General features: G+C 70.6%; 19 protein-coding genes. 8 read left to right on the top strand and 11 right to left on the bottom strand.

The features are described 5' to 3' along the window. Window positions 1-58 precede the first annotated feature (58 nt). From Q9R20_RS11365 to Q9R20_RS11350, 4 genes are all read right to left on the bottom strand, one after another. Window positions 59-1,219, bottom strand: coding sequence for a SpoIIE family protein phosphatase (locus tag Q9R20_RS11365; RefSeq protein WP_311249437.1), 1,161 nt, complete (start codon window positions 1,217-1,219; stop codon window positions 59-61). Window positions 1,220-1,267: 48 nt separating this feature from the next. After that, window positions 1,268-1,765, bottom strand: coding sequence for an HNH endonuclease (locus Q9R20_RS11360; RefSeq protein ID WP_311249436.1), 498 nt, complete (start codon window positions 1,763-1,765; stop codon window positions 1,268-1,270). Between the two features lie 337 nt (window positions 1,766-2,102). Further along, the gene (locus Q9R20_RS11355) at window positions 2,103-3,023 is read right to left on the bottom strand and encodes a M23 family metallopeptidase (RefSeq protein WP_311249435.1); all 921 of its coding nucleotides are present in this window, start codon (window positions 3,021-3,023) and stop codon (window positions 2,103-2,105) included. 266 nt (window positions 3,024-3,289) lie between these two features. Further along, on the bottom strand, window positions 3,290-3,988 hold the full coding sequence (locus tag Q9R20_RS11350) for a metal-dependent transcriptional regulator (protein ID WP_311249434.1): 699 nt from the start codon (window positions 3,986-3,988) through the stop codon (window positions 3,290-3,292). Between the two features lie 98 nt (window positions 3,989-4,086). Between Q9R20_RS11350 and serC the strand changes: the two genes are divergently transcribed. Next, window positions 4,087-5,208, top strand: coding sequence for a phosphoserine transaminase (gene serC / locus Q9R20_RS11345; protein ID WP_311249433.1), 1,122 nt, complete (start codon window positions 4,087-4,089; stop codon window positions 5,206-5,208). 62 nt (window positions 5,209-5,270) lie between these two features. On the opposite strand, the gene Q9R20_RS11340 is transcribed toward serC, so the two are convergent. Together Q9R20_RS11340 and Q9R20_RS11335 are read right to left on the bottom strand one after the other, a co-directional pair. Beyond that, entirely contained in the window at window positions 5,271-5,936 is a 666-nt protein-coding gene (locus Q9R20_RS11340) for a DUF3027 domain-containing protein (protein WP_311249432.1), read from the bottom strand. After that, window positions 5,920-6,303, bottom strand: a complete 384-nt coding sequence (locus tag Q9R20_RS11335; protein ID WP_295781691.1) for a cold-shock protein — start codon at window positions 6,301-6,303, stop codon at window positions 5,920-5,922. Before Q9R20_RS11335 ends, Q9R20_RS11340 begins: the two co-directional genes overlap by 17 nt. A 107-nt stretch (window positions 6,304-6,410) precedes the next feature. Between Q9R20_RS11335 and Q9R20_RS11330 the strand changes: the two genes are divergently transcribed. The 5 genes from Q9R20_RS11330 (at window position 6,411) to Q9R20_RS11310 (ending at window position 12,682) form a co-directional block, all read left to right on the top strand. Continuing rightward, entirely contained in the window at window positions 6,411-6,692 is a 282-nt protein-coding gene (locus Q9R20_RS11330; protein ID WP_311249431.1) for a multidrug ABC transporter ATPase, read from the top strand. A gap of 1 nt (window position 6,693) precedes the next feature. Further along, the gene (locus tag Q9R20_RS11325) at window positions 6,694-8,421 is read left to right on the top strand and encodes a helicase-associated domain-containing protein (RefSeq protein WP_311249430.1); all 1,728 of its coding nucleotides are present in this window, start codon (window positions 6,694-6,696) and stop codon (window positions 8,419-8,421) included. 47 nt (window positions 8,422-8,468) lie between these two features. Next, window positions 8,469-10,118, top strand: a complete 1,650-nt coding sequence (locus tag Q9R20_RS11320; protein WP_295837217.1) for a DNA repair helicase XPB — start codon at window positions 8,469-8,471, stop codon at window positions 10,116-10,118. A 69-nt stretch (window positions 10,119-10,187) separates the two neighbouring features. After that, window positions 10,188-10,880 carry a response regulator transcription factor gene (locus Q9R20_RS11315; RefSeq protein WP_055838218.1) on the top strand — a complete coding sequence of 231 codons (693 nt, stop codon included), beginning with the start codon at window positions 10,188-10,190 and terminating at the stop codon, window positions 10,878-10,880. Window positions 10,881-11,014: 134 nt separating this feature from the next. Next, on the top strand, window positions 11,015-12,682 hold the full coding sequence (locus Q9R20_RS11310; RefSeq protein ID WP_311249429.1) for a HAMP domain-containing sensor histidine kinase: 1,668 nt from the start codon (window positions 11,015-11,017) through the stop codon (window positions 12,680-12,682). A gap of 283 nt (window positions 12,683-12,965) precedes the next feature. Here the strand turns inward: Q9R20_RS11310 and groL are convergent, their stop codons facing one another. The 5 genes from groL to Q9R20_RS11285 all read right to left on the bottom strand — a co-directional run bounded on the left by groL (window position 12,966) and on the right by Q9R20_RS11285 (window position 16,980). After that, window positions 12,966-14,585 (bottom strand): chaperonin GroEL, encoded by a 1,620-nt coding sequence (gene groL, locus Q9R20_RS11305; protein WP_295837211.1) that lies wholly within the window; start codon window positions 14,583-14,585, stop codon window positions 12,966-12,968. A gap of 170 nt (window positions 14,586-14,755) precedes the next feature. After that, entirely contained in the window at window positions 14,756-14,956 is a 201-nt protein-coding gene (locus tag Q9R20_RS11300) for a cold-shock protein (protein WP_055838224.1), read from the bottom strand. 132 nt (window positions 14,957-15,088) lie between these two features. Then, the gene (locus Q9R20_RS11295) at window positions 15,089-15,691 is read right to left on the bottom strand and encodes a LytR C-terminal domain-containing protein (protein WP_311249428.1); all 603 of its coding nucleotides are present in this window, start codon (window positions 15,689-15,691) and stop codon (window positions 15,089-15,091) included. Between the two features lie 35 nt (window positions 15,692-15,726). Continuing rightward, on the bottom strand, window positions 15,727-15,981 hold the full coding sequence (locus Q9R20_RS11290) for a DUF3263 domain-containing protein (protein WP_311249427.1): 255 nt from the start codon (window positions 15,979-15,981) through the stop codon (window positions 15,727-15,729). 9 nt (window positions 15,982-15,990) lie between these two features. Next, window positions 15,991-16,980 (bottom strand): DUF2332 domain-containing protein, encoded by a 990-nt coding sequence (locus tag Q9R20_RS11285; RefSeq protein WP_311249426.1) that lies wholly within the window; start codon window positions 16,978-16,980, stop codon window positions 15,991-15,993. A gap of 71 nt (window positions 16,981-17,051) precedes the next feature. On the opposite strand from Q9R20_RS11285, the gene msrB reads away from it, so the two are divergent. Next, on the top strand, window positions 17,052-17,459 hold the full coding sequence (gene msrB, locus Q9R20_RS11280) for a peptide-methionine (R)-S-oxide reductase MsrB (protein ID WP_311249425.1): 408 nt from the start codon (window positions 17,052-17,054) through the stop codon (window positions 17,457-17,459). A 14-nt stretch (window positions 17,460-17,473) separates the two neighbouring features. Next, window positions 17,474-18,025 carry a nitroreductase family protein gene (locus tag Q9R20_RS11275; protein WP_311249458.1) on the top strand — a complete coding sequence of 184 codons (552 nt, stop codon included), beginning with the start codon at window positions 17,474-17,476 and terminating at the stop codon, window positions 18,023-18,025. The last annotated feature ends 118 nt before the right edge of the window (window positions 18,026-18,143 follow it).

Below are 18,143 nucleotides of genomic sequence, written 5' to 3'. Positions count from 1 at the left end.
GCCGCCACCGCGGCCTCGACGAGGGGTTCGGCGAAGCGACGGGGGACGCGAAGACGCGTCAGTGCACCGACAGCACGACGGCGGTCACATCGTCGTCGACCTGGTGCGTCGACACCCGCACGGCGAGGTCGTCGAAGAAGCCGTGCGCGTCGGCGGCGGCTCGCAGGTCGTCGCCGATGAGGCGCAAGCTCTCGAGGGTCGAGTCGTAGGCGTCGAGAGCGCCGTCCGAGACGCTGACGAGCAGGTCCCCTCGGCTCACCTCGACACGACCCGCCTCCCACTCGACCTCGGCCGGGCGCAGCCCCAGCGGGAGGTTGCGCGACGTCAGGCGCTCCGAGGTGCCGTCGGCGTGCAGCACGAGGGTCAGACCGTGTCCGGCATCGACGTAGTCGACGGTGCCGGAGGCGGCATCCACCACCGCGTGGAACACCGTCGCGAACGTCTCGCGATAGCGTCCGTCGGAATGGGCCTCCTCCTCGACGGAGAGCATGGCCTCGACGGGCGTCATGTCGCGGCGTTCCTGCAGCGCCGCCAGCAGCCGCTCGGCCACCGCGCCCGCCGCCTCGCCCTTGCCCATGACGTCGGCCAGGGTCACGACCACGCGCCCGCCGACCTCCTGCCAGCCGCTGCGGTCGCCGCTGACGACGCCGTGCGGAATGGCGAGGGAGGCGACCTCGACGCCGTCGGCGGTCCGGTCGTCGGCGCGCGTCGTACGGCCGAGCGCGGCGGCCTCGCCCTCGGCAGCGGTCTCGCTCTGACGAACCTCGGCCTGCGCCCACCGTCCGAGCTGTTCGAGGGAACGGCGCTGCTCGTCGTCGAGACGGTGCGGGTCGGCATCCAGGAGACAGAGCGTGCCCACAGCGGTGCCGTCGTCGGCGCGCAGGGGGAAACCCGCGTAGAAGCGGAGCCCGTACTCGGTGACCGCGGCTCGGTCTCGGAAGCGCGCATCGCGGGCCGCGTCGTCGACCTCGAGGATGCCGTCCTGCTTCACCGTCTCGCCGCAGAACACGTCGTCACGCGCGGAGCGACCCAGCCGGGGTCCCGGCGGCTGAGACTTCGTGTACACGACGTCGTCGCCGACGATGTTGACGAGGGCGTAGTCGACGTCGAACAACTCGCGCGCGAGCCGGGTGATGCGGTCGAACCGCTCCTCGGGCGGCGAATCCATGAGACCGGTGCGCTGCACGGCGGAGGCGGGACGGGCTGTTTCGGGGGCCACCATTCCACCCTAACGACGCTTCACCGCAGGGGAACCGGGTTGTCGCAATCAGGCCGCCAGCGCCAGATACGGCTCCCACCGCGGGTCGCTCTTGTCGACGCCGCGCACCGTCCACGACGAACCGTGCGGGGGCGCCGGCACGAGCCGCAGCTCCCAGCGCATCTCCTGCGGAGTGCGGTCGCCCTTGACGTTGTTGCAGTGCAGGCAGCACGCGACGAGGTTCTCCCACGTGTCCTTGCCCCCGCGCGAGCGCGGCAGGACATGGTCGATCGTCGACGCGGCCTTGCCGCAGTACCCGCAGCGGTGGGCGTCGCGGCGCAGGACGCCGCGGCGGGTGACCGGCACCCGGCGCGCACCCGGCACGCGCACGTACCGCGTCAGGATGATCACCGCCGGACGGTCGTACGTGCCCGCGGCGGCCCAGACGGGGTCCTCCTCGATGCGTTCGACGACGACGGCCTTCTCGTTCATCACGAGCACGAGGGCTCGCTTGAACGACACGATCGCGAGGGGCTCGTAGCCCGCGTTCAGCACCAGTGTGCGCATTCCGTTTCCTCTCGAATGGCCGAGACGGCTTCTCGGATGTTCGACTCTCGACGGCGGAAGGTGCGAAGGGATGAAAAAAGGCGCTGTCTAGACAGACAGCGCCTGAGAAGTCGCGGCGAGGCCGCGGCATCCGGAACCGCGATGCCGGAGAACGAGCAGCCCGAGCGCATCCATGGTGCGGATGCGCGGGCTGGTGTTCATCGGCTTTCCCTCCGGTTCTTCCGACGTCGCTGACAGGCTAACCCACTGCGACACGCCCGGGGTCGGGCGCGGGAGGAAACAGAAGACGGCGTGTCGGAGAACGATCGTCTCCGGCACGCCGTCTTCGAGAAGAGGATCAGCCTGCGTTCTGCTGCAACCAGGCGTACGGGTCGACGACCGACCCGTTGATGTGCACCTCGAAGTGGAGGTGGTTGGCCGTCGAGCTGCCGGTGGAGCCGACGAGGCCGATGAGCTGACCTGCGGCGACGGTCTGACCCGCCTGCACCTGGCGGCTGCCGTAGGTCATGTGGCCGTAAGTCGTCGAGACCTTCTGGCCGTTGATGACGTGCTCGATCACGATCGCGACGCCGTACCCGCCGTAGCTCTCCTGCGAGACGCTCACGACGCCGGCGGCGGCGGCGAAGATCGGCTGGCCGCCGGGGGCGAGCAGGTCGACGCCCTGGTGGTACCCGGAATCCCACAGGCCGCGGCCGAGGGTGTAGCTCGTGAGGGGCCAGCGCACCTCGCCCGAACCGGGGGCGGTCATGTTGAGGTCGACCGAGCTGACCGAGGTCGAGGCCTGCGAGGCCTTGGCGGCGAGCTCGCGCGCGCGCTCGGCGGCGGCGGCCGCGGCGGCCTCCTGGTCCTTCTTCTTCTGGATCTCCTCGGCGGTGGTGGCCGAGTAGCTGCTGCGGTCGAGACCCTCGGCGGTGGCGTCGGAGGCGACGACCAGCGACTGGTTGTCGGGAGCCGACATCTGCTGCAGCGTCACCGTCTCGGCGGCGGGCACCGTGGCCGCGTACGCCGGGATGGCGACGGTGGCGACCAGGCCGGCGACCATCGAGAGGATCACGGCGCTGCGCAGCGGCTTGCCTCCGCGACGCGGGGCCGTGGTGCGCGATGCGGCGGCGGAGCGGGCGACCGTTCCGGTCGTCGGGGCCGCGGTCCGCACCGGGCGCTTCGTCGTTCGGGCGACGGCGGTGCGGGTGGTTCTGCGGGTGGGGCCCGTCGCAGCGACCTCGGGTAGGTCCGCGGCGGGATCGTTGTGTTCAGCCAAAGTTCCTCCGGCGCCTCTGCGTCTTCGGGTGACGCTGGCTCGTCAGCACTCGATTGGGGGCACGATGTGCGGGCTGGGCCCTGCGCGGACGACGAGCCGAGGAGGCAAACCGCGAGGGGTCCGACGGCGGGCTTCCAGCCTGTGGACTCTCAGAGGCTACCCGAAGATAACGAACATGTCACGCTTCGGACAGCTGCCGACGACCGTTCCGGGTCGATCGTCAGCGTCTTCGCAGCGGGCCTCTTCCGAGGGCCGCCGGACGGGGCTCAGTCCTCGGCGACGAGGAAGATGTGGGAGGCGACCTCGACCGGCAGTTCGAGGCCCTCGTCGACACCCTCCATCTGAACGAGCACGTATCCCTCGTTGAAGCGGTAGTCGCCGCGCGCGCCCGGCAGGACACCCGCCGCCTTCAGCTGCTGCAGCAGCTCGGGGTCGACCTGGGCCGGTTCGGCGAGGCGACGGATGGTGCCCGAGATGGGCGCGCCGGCGTCGGTGAGCTTGCGCACCAGGCCGATGACGCCGTCGTCGAAGGTGGAGCTGGCGGCGTCGCCGAGCTGGTCGAGGCCGGGGATCGGGTTGCCGTAGGGCGACTCGGTGGGGTGACCCAGCAGCTCGACGAGACGACGCTCGACCTGCTCGCTCATGACGTGCTCCCACCGGCACGCCTCGTCGTGCACGTAAGCCCAGTCGAGACCGATCACGTCGCTGAGCAGGCGCTCGGCCAGACGGTGCTTGCGCATGACGTCGACCGCCTTCTGGCGACCGTCGTCGGTGAGTTCGAGTCGGCGGTCCTCGGACACGACGACCAGGCCGTCGCGCTCCATGCGCCCCACCGTCTGCGACACGGTGGGTCCGGAGTGGCCGAGGCGCTCGGAGATACGCGCGCGCAGGGGCACGATCTTCTCCTCCTCGAGTTCCAGGATCGTGCGCAGGTACATCTCGGTGGTGTCGATCAGGTCGGTCATTCGGGTGTCCTCGATGTCGCGCGGCAAGTCCTCCCAGCCTACCGACCCCCTCCGACACGAGCGCGGGCGCGGGCGAGCCGGGACCCTAGAATCGAGCCATGTCGCACGTGGAACTTCCCGCCGATCTCCTTCCCGCCGACGGTCGCTTCGGGTGCGGCCCCTCGAAGGTGCGCGGCGCGCAACTCGAGGCGCTCGTCACCCGCGGCGCGTCGATCCTGGGCACCTCGCACCGCCAGGCCCCCGTGAAGAACCTCGTCGCCAGCACGCGCGAGCGCTTGGCGCAGCTGCTGCGTCTCCCCGACGGCTACGAGATCATCCTCGGCAACGGCGGGTCGACCGCCTTCTGGGATGCCGCGGCCTTCGGCCTGATCGAGTCGCGCAGCCAGAACCTGGTCTTCGGCGAGTTCGGCGGCAAGTTCGCCTCCGCCGCGGCCGCCCCGTGGCTGCAGGCCCCCGACGTTCGCAAGGCCGAGCCGGGGACCCGCACGATCGCGGAGGCCGTCGAGGGAGTCGACGTCTACGCCTGGCCGCACAACGAGACCTCGACCGGCGTCGCCGCACCCGTGCAGCGCGTCCGGGGCGACGAGGGCGCGCTCACCGTCATCGACGCCACCAGCGCCGCGGGGGGCATCGATTTCGACGTCGCCGAGGCGGACGTCTACTACTTCGCCCCGCAGAAGAACCTCGGCTCCGACGGCGGTCTCTGGTACGCGGCGGTCTCGCCGGCCGCGATCGAGCGCATCGAGCGGGTCGCGGCATCCGGACGCTACATCCCCGAGTTCCTGAGCCTGAAGAACGCGCTCGACAACTCGCGCCTGCAGCAGACCCTGAACACTCCGGCCCTCGCGACGCTGCTTCTCCTCGACGAGCAGCTCGGCTGGATCCTCGACAACGGCGGTCTCGCGTGGGCGGGCGCCCGCACCGCGGAGTCGTCGTCGGCGCTGTACGAGTGGGCGGATGCCAGCGACGTGGCGACCCCGTTCGTGACGAGCCCCGATGACCGCTCCCCCGTCGTCGTCACGATCGACTTCGACGACCGGATCGACGCCGCGGCGATCGCGAAGAGCCTGCGGGCCAACGGCATCGTCGACACCGAGCCGTACCGCAAGCTCGGTCGCAACCAGCTGCGCGTGGCGACCTTCGTCTCGATCGAGCCCGGCGACGTCCGCCGCCTCATCGGCGCGATCGACTACACGATCGCGAACCTGCCGGGCGCCTGATCGCCCGAACGGCGAAGGCCGTCCCGCACACCGCGGGACGGCCTTCGTCGTTCAGGGAGGGATCAGTAGCTGCGCTCGCCCTCGTCCCGATCGTCGTCATCGACGTCGTCGTCGTCATCGTCGCCGTAGGTCGAATCGTCGTCCTCATCGTGCGCCGGATCGGCGTCGTCATCGTGCGCCGGATCGGCGTCGTCGGACGCCTCGGCCCCGCGCACGGACGAGCCATCGCCCTCGCCGGCGTGCTCGTCGAACTCGTCGATGTCGACACCGTCGAGGTCACCGGCGTGGAACCGCGCTTTGGGCTCCTCATCGTCGTCCTCGTCGGACTCGTCGTCGTCCTCGTCGGAGTCGTCGTCGAGGTCGTCGTCTTCCTCGTCGTCGTCCTCGTCGGCCGCCGCCGCGGCCGCCTGCGCCGCCTGGTACTCGGCCAGTCGCGTGGCCCACGGCACCCAGTCGGGCGCGAGCAGCGCGCCGTCGCCGGGAAGCAGTTCGACCTCGAGCACGGTCGGCTCGGAGTCCTCGACCACCGCCACGGCCACCGTCCAGTACCAGCCGGGGTACCCGGACAGACGGGTGTGGAACCTCAGCGAGACGACGCCGTCGTCTTCGGCCGTGTAACCGGCGGCCGGGCCGACGGTGTCGGCAGGGGTGATCTCGTGCAGCGCGGCGAGAGCCAGGTCGTGGGCGCCGGTGAGGCGCTCGTCGACCTGCTCAGGCTTCGAAGTCATCGGCGACCTTGCGCAGGACCGCGGCGATCTTCTGCGCGTGCGGACCGTTGGGGTATCGGCCGCGACGAAGGTCGCCGCCGATGCCGTCGAGGAGCTTCACGAGGTCTTCGACGATGATCGCCATGTCGTCGGCCGGCTTGCGCGACCGCTTCGCGAGGCTGACGGGTGCGTCGAGGACGCGGACCGAAAGCGCCTGCGGACCGCGCTTGCCGTCGGCCACGCCGAACTCGAGACGGGTCCCGGCCTTGGGCGCGGGGGTCCCGGCGGGCAGAGCCGTGGCGTGCAGGAACACGTCCTGGCCGTCATCGGTGCTGATGAAGCCGAAGCCCTTCTCGTCGTCGTAGAACCTGACCTTGCCGGTGGGCATGGACACCTCGCTGGTTGTCTGCGCGGAACGCGCGATGGAACGCGGGACCCGATCGGATCCCGGTCTTCCAGCCTACGACACCGGCGCCAGGCGATAGGCTGTGCCCGATGAGCACCCGCACCACCGGTGGCAGCACACCGGGCGACGACGTCCCCGTCCGACGCATCGACCGCATCCTCGCGTTCATGTCGCTGGGGCTGCTAGTGCTGTCGGTCGTCTGTTTCTTCGCGATCATCGCGGGCTCCTCGGCCGGTGCCGACACCGCCACCGGGTTCTGGCCGGTGGTGAGCCTGCTGATCCTCATCGCCCCGCCCGTGGCGTTCGGCTGTCTGCTGGCCGTGCTCATCATGAGCTTCGTGCGAAGGGCCCGGGCCAACAAGGCTCGTTGACGTGCCCGAGACCTCCGCTCAACGCGCACTGGCGGTCTCGTTGAGCGCGCGCGCCGACGGCGACCTCGCGCAGCTGTTCGCCGACCGTCACGTCTCGCCGTCGAGCACGTGGCGCGACATGTTCGACGCGGCCGAGGCGCTCCTGGAGCCCGGCTCGGTGGCACGCGCCCTACCCGCGCTCACGCGCGCCGAGGCGGCAGCGCTCCTGGCGGCGGTCGACGGGGTGCCCGCATCCGGGTCCGAGCGCGAGGCGCTGGCATCCCGAGCCCTGGTCTCCGACGACGGACTGCCCTTCCCCAGCGTCGCTGAGGCGGCGCGCGAGGCCCTCCCCGACGGTCTCGCGGATGCCGCGACCCCACGACGAGCGCCGGCCACGTCCGAGACGGCCGCCGCCGCCTCCGAAGCCGCCTTCACCAACGCCGCGAGCGTCGCCGACATCCTGCTGCAGACGCTCGAGGCACCCCTGGGGCGCATCGGTTCGGGCTCGCTCGGAGCGACCGAGCGGCGCCGATTGGTCGATTCGGGAGCCGTCACCACGCCCGCCGAGGCCGACCTCCTCGTCGGTCTCGCCGCCGAGGTGGGGCTGCTCGGTGCGAACGAGCGCGCCTGGCTGGTGTCCCCCGTCGGGCGCGAGTGGCTGCGCCTGCCGACGCTCGAGCGCTGGCACCGCACCGCCCTGGCCCTGCGCGAGGCCCTGCCACGCGCGTATCGCCGCTCCAACGGCGGATGGATCCCCACGGACGAGTGGGCGGGCGCGACCCCGTTCGATCCCGAGGGTCCGGAGCGCGCCACCCTGTGGACTCGCCGCCTGGTGCGGTGGGGCCTGCTCGACGCGGCGGGTCGCCTCGCCCCGTGGGCCGTGCCGCTCGCGGAGGGCGACGACGTCGACACGGCCGCCCTGCGCGACCTCCTGCCGCCCGAGGTCGACCGCGTGTACCTGCAGAACGATCTCACCGCGATCGCGCCCGGCCCCCTCGCCCCGCACCTCGACGTGCGACTCCGGTCCATGGCCGCGCGCGAATCACGCGCGCAGGCGTCGAGCTACCGCTTCAGCGCGGCGACCATCGGTGCGGCCATCACAGCGGGCGAGACCGCCGAGTCGCTGCGGTCGTTCCTCACCGGGATCTCGCTCACCGGTCTCCCCCAACCACTCGCCTACGTGATCGAGCGCACGTCCGCGGAGCACGGTCGCGTGCGGGTGACCTCCGATCCCGCATCGCAGATGACCCGCGTCACCACCGACGATGAGACGCTCCTGCGCTCGATGGAGGTCGACCAGTCCCTGCGCTCTATCGCCTTGACGCGCACCGACCGCGAACTCGTGTCGCACGTCTCGGCCGACGTGGTCTTCTGGGCCCTGACCGACGCGCACTACCCGGCACTGGCCGTCGACGCCGACGGGCGCCCGCGCACCCTCGAGAGGGCCAAGCTCGCCGCCGACGCCCGGCCCGGCATCGACCCCGTCGAGACGTACGCGCCGCTGCTCGAACGCCTGCGCGAGGGGGCGGGAGATTCGGATGCCGCCTGGCTCGAGCGCGAGCTCGATCAGGCCGTGCGCGCCCGCGCGGTCGTCGACGTCACCGTGCGCCTGCCCGACGGCTCGGCCCGGGTGTTCCGCCTGGAGGCGACGGGTCTCGGCGGCGGACGTCTGCGCGGTCGCGACCGCGGCGCCGACGTGGAACGCACTCTCCCGCTGTCGCACATCGACGGAGTCGCCCTCGTCGAGTGACCGACGCGGGCGTCCCGCTCGCCGCGACCCCGGTAGACTCGAACGCTATGGCTGACGGCCCCCTCATCGTGCAGAGCGACCGCACCGTCCTCCTGGAGGTCGCGCACCCCCAGGCGGAGACGGCGCGGCACGAGCTCGCAGTCTTCGCCGAGCTCGAGCGCGCACCCGAGCACATCCACACGTACCGCATCACGCGCCTCGGCCTGTGGAACGCCCGCGCGGCCGGGCACGATGCCGAGGCGATGCTCGAGACGCTCGACAAGTGGTCGCGCTTCCCCGTCCCGGCGTCGGTGAGCACCGACATCCGCGAGACGGTCAACCGCTACGGCCGGCTCGTCATCGAGCGCAACGACGAGGGCGAGCTCGTCCTCCGCTCCACCGACGCGGCCGTGCTCGGCGAGGTGTCGCGCAACAAGCGCATCGCCCCGCTGCTGATCGGTCGTCCCGGCCCCGACAGCTTCCTCGTCGACGCGTGGGCCCGCGGCCACATCAAGCAGGAGCTGCTGAAGATCGGCTGGCCCGCCGAAGACCTCGCCGGCTACACGCCCGGCACCCCGCACCCGATCGACCTCGCCGAAGACGGCTGGCACCTGCGCCCCTACCAGCGGCAGGCGGTCGACTCGTTCTCCGAGGGCGGTTCGGGCGTCGTGGTGCTCCCCTGCGGCGCGGGCAAGACGCTCGTGGGCGCGGGCGCGATGGCCGACACCCGCACGACGACGCTCATCCTCGTCACGAACACCGTGAGCGCGCGACAGTGGCGCGACGAGCTGCTGCGACGCACCACCCTCACGCCCGAGGAGATCGGCGAATACTCCGGTCAGGTGAAGGAGATCAAGCCCGTCACCATCGCGACGTACCAGATCCTCACCGCCAAGCGCGGCGGAAAGTACGCGCACCTCGCGCTGCTCGACGCCCTCGACTGGGGCCTGGTGCTGTACGACGAGGTGCACCTGCTGCCCGCGCCGGTGTTCAAGCTCACCGCCGATCTGCAGGCGCGACGCCGCCTCGGCCTCACCGCGACGCTCGTGCGCGAGGACGGCCGCGAGGGCGATGTCTTCAGCCTCATCGGGCCGAAGCGCTTCGACGCGCCGTGGAAGGAGATCGAGGCGCAGGGGTTCATCTCCCCCGCGGCCTGCTACGAGGTGCGCATCGACCTCCCCGCCGACGAGCGCCTCGAATACGCCGCCGCCGCCGACGAGGACCGTTACCGGCTCGCGGCCACCGCCCCCGCGAAGATCGACGTCACGCGGCGCCTCGTGCAGCGGCATCCCGGAGAACGCGTGCTGGTCATCGGGCAGTACCTCGATCAGATCGACGAGCTCGCCGAGGCCCTGGGCGCCCCGCAGATCACGGGCGCCACGCCGATCCCCGAGCGCGAGGAGCTGTTCCAGGGCTTCCGCGACGGCAGCATCCCGCTGCTGGTGGTCTCGAAGGTCGCCAACTTCTCGGTCGACCTCCCCGAGGCCTCCGTCGCCATCCAGGTGTCGGGCTCGTTCGGATCGCGGCAAGAAGAGGCGCAGCGCCTCGGTCGACTCCTGCGACCCAAGCAGTCGAACCATACGGCCAGCTTCTACACGCTCATCGCGCGCGACACGGTCGACCAGGATTTCGCCCAGAACCGGCAGCGGTTCCTGGCCGAACAGGGCTACGCCTACACGATCCTGGATGCCGACACGATCGACGCGGCCGCCGCCTGACCCATACCAGGGTGCGGCTTTCCGTTCCATATCCAGCGCATTGCTGGGTCCGGTCACGATAATGAGCACATGACAGCTCCTCGCATCCTCGTCGTCGACGACGAACCGAACATCCGCGATCTGCTCATCACCAGCCTGCGCTTCGCCGGTTTCCAGGTGCGAGCCGTGGCCAACGGCGCACAGACGATCTCGGCCGTGCTCGAGGAGGAACCCGACCTCATCGTGCTCGACGTGATGCTGCCCGACATGAACGGCTTCAGCGTCACCAAGCGCCTGCGCGGCGCCGGCTACACCGCCCCCATCCTCTTCCTCACCGCGAAGGACGAGACCGAGGACAAGATCATGGGGCTCAACGCCGGCGGCGACGACTACGTCACCAAGCCCTTCAGCCTCGACGAGATCGTCGCCCGCATCCAGGCGATCCTGCGCCGAACGATGCAGGCCGACGAGGAGTCCATCATCCGCACGGGCGAGCTCACCATGGACCAGGACACCCACGACGTCAGCGTCGGCGACGTGTCGATCGATCTGAGCCCGACGGAGTTCAAGCTCCTGCGCTACCTGATGCTCAACCCCAACCGCGTGCTGTCGAAGGCGCAGATCCTCGACCACGTGTGGGAGTACGACTTCAACGGCGACGCGGGCATCGTCGAGAGCTACATCTCGTACCTGCGCCGCAAGATCGACCCGCACTCCTCGGAGCCGCTGATCCAGACCAAGCGCGGCTTCGGCTACATGCTGAAGTCGGGCAAGACCGCCTGACCGGAAGGCCCGCCCTGTCGCATCCCGACGATGCCCTCACGCGCTGGTGGCGCGGTCTGAGCCTTCGGACCAAGGTCACCGGCGTCACGGTCGCGCTCCTGGCGATCGGGCTGTTCACGGCCGGGGTGGGGACGATGGTGTTCCTGCGCACGACCCTCGTCAACAACCTCGACGAGCAGCTCGCGCAACAGGCCGCGGGAAGCATCGCCAACAGCATCTTCACCACGGCGCCGGTCGACGGGCAGATCGTCTTCTCGCAGGTCGACAACGCTCCCCAGATCGGGTCGATGGTGGTCGTCTACGGCCCCGACGGTCAGCGTGAGGCGTTCTACAACGGCACCTCCTCGAAGGTGCTGCCCGAACTGCCGTCGACCTTCACGGTCGAGCAGACCTACGGCCAGATCGATCGCCGCATCGACCTGGAGGACCCCGACTCCGGGGCGCACTTCCTTGCGCGGGTGGGCGTGCTGCAGGTGCCGGGCAATCCCGGCGTCTACACGCAGATGGTGGTCCAGCCGCTCGCGCCGACCGACCGCATCGTCGCCGCCTACGTGGGCATCTACGCCTTCGTGGCGCTGCTGATCCTCATCGCGACCGCGTTGCTGACCCGGTGGCTGGTCACGCTCGCGTTCCGCAACCTCCGCCAGGTCGAGACGACCGCCATGGACATCGCCGCGGGCGACTTCAGCCAGCGCCTGACCGACATCGTCCCCGACACCGAGGTGGGCCGTCTGAAGACGGCGATCAACGCGATGCTCGCCCGCATCGACGGCGCCCTCGGGCAGCGGGATGCCACCGTGCGGCAGATGCGCCGGTTCATCGGCGATGCCAGCCACGAGCTGCGCACCCCGCTCGTCACGATGCGCGGCTACGCGGAGCTGTACCGGATGGGCGCGATCCGCTCCGACGAGGACGTCGCGCAGTCGATGGAGCGCATCGAGAAGGAGGCGATCCGCATGGGCGCCCTCGTCGAGGACCTGCTCGCACTCGCGCGCCTCGACGAGCGCCGCGACGTGAGCATCACCGCGCTGGATCTGCGTCCCATCGCCCGCGATGCCGCCCTCGACCTGCGCGTCACCTCCCCGCAGCGCGAGGTGACGGTCGACGACACCACGTCGCGCGGCGAGAAGGTCCTCCCCACGATCACGCTCGACCCACTCCTTGACTCCGGCGGCCAGCCCGCCACCGAGACCGGTCGCCGCAGGGTGGCGCCCACGACCTCGGCTATGGCGATCGCCGGGGCGACGCTGTCGCGCCTGCGCCGTCGACAGAAGGATGCCGCCGACCCGGCCTCCCCGTCCGCCGTCGACGTCCCCGCTCCCCCGGCCGCCCCGCCGGCGGTGGTCCGATCCCCGCGCTTGGCGCCGATCGTCCTCGGCGATGAGAACAAGGTGCGGCAGGTCGTGGCGAACCTGCTCGGCAATGCCCGCCGCTTCACGGCGGACGACTCGCCCATCGGCCTGCGCGTGGGCGTCGACGCCGAGACCGACATGGGGTGGATCGAGATCATCGACCACGGCGAGGGCGTGCCCGAGCAGATCCGCGAGCAGATCTTCCAGCGCTTCTGGCGCGCCGACACTTCGCGCACCCGCGAGACCGGCGGCTCGGGTCTCGGTCTGTCGATCGTGGCGTCCATCGTCGACCTGCTGCACGGTACGGTCGAGGTCGTCGACACGCCGGGCGGTGGCGCGACGTTCCGTGTCTCGCTGCCGCTGGCCGATCGCCGCGACGCGCAGGAGCACGCGCTCATCGAGACGCAGCCCCTCGAACGCCTCCCCGACGACTACCGTCCCGAGGCCTGACCGCCCCGCGCGCCGCTTTCCCGCCCCGACGTCGCGCCCGCCCTGCCCGGCGTCGCGCCGTCCCACACGTCGCCCCGCCCCGTTGCGCCCCGCCCCGGCTGCGCCGTGGCACCGCGAAAGCACACGAACGGTGCGACAGCACACCGCGCGACGCCCCCGGAGCCCGTGATCTCGTGCCGATCGTGTGCTCTCGCCTGCCCCGTTCGCTGCGGCCCGGTGCAGCCCCCGGCAACGAAGAACGCCCCCTCCCGGAGGAGGGGGCGTTCTCAGGCGTCAGCGTGGATCAGAAGTCCATGCCACCGGTCGGGTCACCCGCGGGAGCGGGGTTCTTCTCCGGCTTGTCGGCGACGACGGCCTCGGTCGTGAGGAAAAGGCCGGCGATCGACGCGGCGTTCTGCAGCGCCGAGCGGGTCACCTTGGCGGGGTCGATGATGCCCTGTGCGAACAGGTCACCGTACTCGCCCGTCGCGGCGTTGAGGCCGTGGCCCACGGGGAGCTCAGCGACCTTGTTGGCGACGACACCGGGCTCGAGACCGGCGTTGAGCGCGATCTGCTTGAGCGGGGCCTCGATGGCGACCTTGACGATGTTCGCACCCGTCGCCTCGTCGCCCGAGAGCTCGAGGTTCTGGAGGGCGTTCTTGCCGGCCTGGATGAGCGCGACGCCACCACCGGCGACGACACCCTCTTCCACAGCGGCCTTGGCGTTGCGCACGGCGTCTTCGATGCGGTGCTTGCGCTCCTTGAGCTCGACCTCGGTCGCGGCCCCGGCCTTGATGACGGCGACACCACCGGCGAGCTTCGCGAGGCGCTCCTGGAGCTTCTCGCGGTCGTAGTCGCTGTCGGTGTTCTCGATCTCGCGGCGGATCTGGGTCACGCGACCCTCGATCAGCTCGGACTCACCGGCACCCTCGACGATCGTGGTCTCGTCCTTGGTGATGATGACCTTGCGCGCACGGCCGAGCAGGTCGACGGTCGCGTTCTCGAGCTTGAGGCCCACCTCTTCGGTGATGACCTGGCCGCCGGTGAGGATCGCGATGTCCTGCAGCTGCGCCTTGCGGCGGTCGCCGAAGCCGGGAGCCTTGACGGCGACCGACTTGAAGATGCCGCGGATCTTGTTGAGCACCAGCGTCGCGAGAGCTTCGCCCTCGACGTCCTCGGCGATGATGAGGAGCTCCTTGCCCTCCTGGATCACCTTGTCGACGATGGGCAGAAGATCCTTGATGTTGGAGATCTTCTGGTTGGCGATCAGGATGTAGGGGTCTTCGAAGACCGCTTCCTGGCGCTCGGGGTCGGTGACGAAGTAGGGGTTGATGTAGCCCTTGTCGAAGCGCATACCCTCGGTGAGCTCGAGCTCGGTGCCGAAGGTGTTGGACTCCTCGACGGTGACGACGCCTTCCTTGCCCACCTTGTCGATGGCCTCGGCGATGAGCTCGCCGATCGCGGGGTCGGCGGCGGAGATCGACGCGGTCGCGGCGATCTGCTCCTTCGACTCGACCTCCTTGGCGGAGGAGAGGAGCTCGTCGGTGACGGCCTTGACGGCCTTCTCGATGCCCTTCTTGAGCGAGATGGGGTCGGCGCCGGCGGCGACGTTGCGCAGGCCCTCGCGCACGAGCGCCTGGGCGAGGACGGTGGCGGTGGTGGTGCCGTCACCCGCGACGTCGTCGGTCTTCTTGGCGACCTCCTTGACCAGCTCGGCGCCGATCTTCTCGTACGGGTCGTCGAGCTCGATCTCCTTGGCGATCGAGACGCCGTCGTTCGTGATCGTGGGGGCGCCCCACTTCTTCTCGAGCACGACGTTGCGACCGCGGGGGCCCAGGGTCACCTTGACGGCGTCGGCCAGCGTGTTGAGGCCGCGCTCGAGGCCACGGCGGGCCTCTTCGTCGAAAGCGATGATCTTTGCCATAAGTGTGTCGTCCCTCCCGGACGGGTGACTTCCAGATTTTGGCACTCGACGAAAGCGAGTGCTAACTCATTCTGGCACTCGCCCCTGGGGAGTGCAAGCCGCCGGAGTCGCCCCGGAACGACGAACGCCGTGGCATCCGCTGTCGGATGCCACGGCGTTCGGTACGGCACTCAGGCCAGTCGCACGGACTCCGCCTGGGGTCCCTTCTGTCCGGTGCCGACGGTGAACTCCACCGCCTGCCCCTCCTCGAGCACCCGGAAGCCGGACATCTCGATGCTCGAGTAATGGACGAAGACGTCCTGACCGTCGGCGACGGTGATGAAGCCGAAGCCCTTCTCGGCGTTGAACCATTTGACGGTGCCCTGGGTCATGCGAATCTCCTGTTGCTGAACGACGAGGTCATCGTAAGCACGGGACGCAGGGCGGAACCGGGCCCCGGGGTCATTGTTGACGCGCGGGAATCCAACTTTTTACGCCCAGGAAACACGCCCTCACGGACGCGGTCAGCCTGCCGGGGTCTCGCTCGTCTCGCCGGCGGCGCGGTCCATGCCGATCACCACGATGAGGCGCTTGACGTCGCTCTCGTCGTCGGGGGTGTTGGGGTCGTCCGTCGGCTGGAGGAAGTCGCTCTGCGCCGTCTCGGCGCCACCGATGGTCTGGGCCAGCCCCTCGGCCGCGGCCTGGTCGCTCTCGCGCAGGTAGTAGACCGTCGTCTCGGCGAAGTCGGTGCTGTCGGAATTGCCCGTCTCGACCGTGTCGCCCGCCCACCCGGCGGCGAGGATCTGATCGCGCACGGCAGCGGCGAGACCCTCATCGGAGGTGCCGTTGAGCACGACCACCGAGTACGAGGTGTCGACGACCGCGGCGGTGGTCGGCTCCGCCGACGCGGTCGGCGCGACGGAGGGGTCGTCACCGAGCGAGATGCGCCCCGACACGACCAGCGTCGCGAAGATCCCGGCGATGATGAGCACGAGCGTGGCGATGGCGGCCCAGAGGAACACGATCCACCCGCGCGAGCGCGGCCGCTCGGCCCGGTGAGCGCCGACACGACCGGCGGCTTCCGGCAGGTCGTCGAAGCGATCCCGAGGGAAGGTCGATCTGGCCATTCGAGAATGCTACCTGTCGGAGTCCGAACGCCCCGTCAGCGGGTCGCCGTCCGACCCAGTCGGGAACGGTGCGCGGCGGCCGCCTCGTCGCGACGGCGGCGAAGCCGTCGCACCAGCATGGGGTCGTGCGCGAGCGCCTCGGGGGCATCGATCAGCCGGCCGAGGAGCTGGTAGTACCGCGCCGGCGGCATCCCGAACCGGGCGCGGATCGCCTCCTCCTTCGCTCCGGCATGGCGACGCCACTCCCCCTCGAAGGCGAGGAAGGCGAGGTCGCGGTCGGTCAGAGGCACGCCGCCACGTTACTGCGGGGCGGGCGTCGATCCCGGATGCCACGCCACCCACGCCCCGAGCGGATCCACCTCGGCCCGCACCTCGCCGTCGAGGGCGAGCGAGAACCCGCCCCGGCGCGACTCCCGGCGCCGCGTCCACCCGTCGTGCAGCCCCGGCGCGTCGAGTGTGATCCAGCGTCCCGCCGCCCGCGCCGCGGCGATCAGCGCACCGCGCCGCGCGCGTGGGACGTGCGCGAGCACCCCCGGCGTCGTGACCACGAGCGTGGCGTCGCGCGGCGCCTCGGCGGCGAGCGCGGGCAACGCCGCGGCACCGTCGCCGCGCACGAGACGTGGGGGCTCGGCGGCGGCGATGTCGAGCGCGGCGACGATCCGCTCTCTCCGTCCGTCCTCCCCCGGCCAGACCAGGCCCGACAGCCACGTCCGGTCGTCGACGTCACGGGCGTCGAGGGGGTTCACGTCGATCCCGGCCCGCCAGACGATCTCCGGCATCCGCAGGTCGGGAGTCCCCTCCAGGTCGCTCTCGAGCATCACCCCGCTCCTCCCATCGACGGGATCGAGAGCGGTGACCTCGTCCCCTCGGCGATAGCGGTACGAGTACCGGTCGGGGTAGAGGCACAGGCCGGCGCTCGCGCCGACCTCGAGCAGGGCGATCGGTCCGTCGACGAGTGCGAGGGCCGGCAGCAGCGCGGCGCATCGCAGTGGCTCGTTCGTCTGGACGCTGCGCCGACCGCACTCGAACACGAGCGCGTCCGCATGCTCCGGCACCCACCGCGCCCACACATCGACGTCGTCCAGGGGTGCACCCAACAGGCGCATCACGGCGAAGACGAGCGGGGGTTGACGACGGGTCTCGGGGATCCGCGACAGCGCGAGCGCCACCGTCCGGTCGTCGGCGACGCGGCGCGCCCACGCCTCGTAAAGGGCCGATCGGCCGGGCGCCTCCTCGCGGGCGAAGCGCTCGTAGCGTTCGACGACGGGGGTCACGGCATCCTGGTCCACCCGGGAATTATGCCGCTCCGACCTGACGGTCCTCGGGCACGGGAGAATAGAGGAGACGAAGGAGAGACACCATGACCTACGCCGTCGAGAAGTCCGACGATCAGTGGCGGGCCGAGCTGAGCCCCGAGCAGTACGCGGTGCTGCGCCAGGCCGGTACCGAGCGCGCTTGGACCGGTGAGCTGCTGGATGAGAGCCGCGCCGGCTTGTACACCTGCGCCGCGTGCGGGAACGAGCTGTTCCAGAGCGGCACGAAGTTCGACTCGCACTGCGGGTGGCCGAGCTTCTACGAATCGGTCCGCCCCGAGGCGGTCGAACTCCTCGAAGACAACAGCCACGGCATGCAGCGCACCGAGGTGCGATGCGCCAACTGCGGCTCGCACCTGGGTCACGTCTTCCCCGACGGCTTCGGCACGCCCACGGGCGACCGGTACTGCATGAACTCGCTGTCGCTGACCTTCACCCCCGACGAGAAGGCGTGAGCGCTCTCGAGGCGATGCGCGACCGTCGGTCGTGGTCGAAGGTCACCGACGAGGCTCCCTCGGGTCCCGAGCTCGAGGCGTTCGTCGCCGCCGCGGGGCGTGTCGCCGACCACAAGACGCTCCGGCCGTGGCGCATCATCGAGATCCGCGGCAGCGACCGCGACCTGCTCGCTCGTGCGCTGAACAAGGCCGACGGCAAGAAGGGCTTCTCGTCGAAGCCGCGCCGCGCCCCGCTCATCCTCGCGGTCGTGGCTGATCTCGGCTCCAAGAAGATCCCCGCGTGGGAGCAGGAGGCCGTGGCCTCCGGTGTCGCCCACATGCTGAGCCTCGCGCTCGACGAGGCCGGTTTCGGCGTGTTCTGGCGCACCGACGACAACACCCGCAGCAAGGTGCTCGCCAAGGCCCACGGGCTCGCGAAGCACGAGGTGCTGCTCGGGTGGCTCTACGTCGGCGGCAAACCGCAGCGCTCGCGTCCGGTCCGGCGCAAGACCGTGGATGCCGCGAAGCACATCTCCCGCATGCCCGGCGGGAAGAAGCGACGCAAGGTCGACGAAGCGCGCGCCTGACCCGCTCGTACGCCATGACGCCGCCCGGGGCTCCCCCGGGCGGCGTCGTCGTCCGCCGCCCGCCGTCGAGCGCCGAGAACGCATTTGATCGACGAGGCCGCGGTCGTTCGCGGCCCAG

It is taken from the genome of Microbacterium sp. PRF11 (assembly GCF_031844085.1).
GTDB lineage: Bacteria > Actinomycetota > Actinomycetes > Actinomycetales > Microbacteriaceae > Microbacterium.
This window is presented reverse-complemented; position numbering and strand designations above follow the sequence as displayed.

Bases quoted from the DNA above. Each gene is read 5' to 3' on its own strand.
- Q9R20_RS11360 (WP_311249436.1), bottom strand. From the start codon at position 1,765: ATGCGCACACTGGTGCTGAACGCGGGCTACGAGCCCCTCGCGATCGTG.
- Q9R20_RS11350 (WP_311249434.1), bottom strand. From the start codon at position 3,988: ATGACCGACCTGATCGACACCACCGAGATGTACCTGCGCACGATCCTG.
- serC (WP_311249433.1), top strand. From the start codon at position 4,087: ATGTCGCACGTGGAACTTCCCGCCGATCTCCTTCCCGCCGACGGTCGC.
- Q9R20_RS11340 (WP_311249432.1), bottom strand. From the start codon at position 5,936: ATGACTTCGAAGCCTGAGCAGGTCGACGAGCGCCTCACCGGCGCCCAC.
- Q9R20_RS11335 (WP_295781691.1), bottom strand. From the start codon at position 6,303: ATGCCCACCGGCAAGGTCAGGTTCTACGACGACGAGAAGGGCTTCGGC.
- Q9R20_RS11330 (WP_311249431.1), top strand. From the start codon at position 6,411: ATGAGCACCCGCACCACCGGTGGCAGCACACCGGGCGACGACGTCCCC.
- Q9R20_RS11320 (WP_295837217.1), top strand. From the start codon at position 8,469: ATGGCTGACGGCCCCCTCATCGTGCAGAGCGACCGCACCGTCCTCCTG.
- Q9R20_RS11315 (WP_055838218.1), top strand. From the start codon at position 10,188: ATGACAGCTCCTCGCATCCTCGTCGTCGACGACGAACCGAACATCCGC.
- Q9R20_RS11310 (WP_311249429.1), top strand. From the start codon at position 11,015: ATGGTGTTCCTGCGCACGACCCTCGTCAACAACCTCGACGAGCAGCTC.
- groL (WP_295837211.1), bottom strand. From the start codon at position 14,585: ATGGCAAAGATCATCGCTTTCGACGAAGAGGCCCGCCGTGGCCTCGAG.
- Q9R20_RS11300 (WP_055838224.1), bottom strand. From the start codon at position 14,956: ATGACCCAGGGCACCGTCAAATGGTTCAACGCCGAGAAGGGCTTCGGC.
- Q9R20_RS11295 (WP_311249428.1), bottom strand. From the start codon at position 15,691: ATGGCCAGATCGACCTTCCCTCGGGATCGCTTCGACGACCTGCCGGAA.
- msrB (WP_311249425.1), top strand. From the start codon at position 17,052: ATGACCTACGCCGTCGAGAAGTCCGACGATCAGTGGCGGGCCGAGCTG.
- Q9R20_RS11275 (WP_311249458.1), top strand. From the start codon at position 17,474: ATGCGCGACCGTCGGTCGTGGTCGAAGGTCACCGACGAGGCTCCCTCG.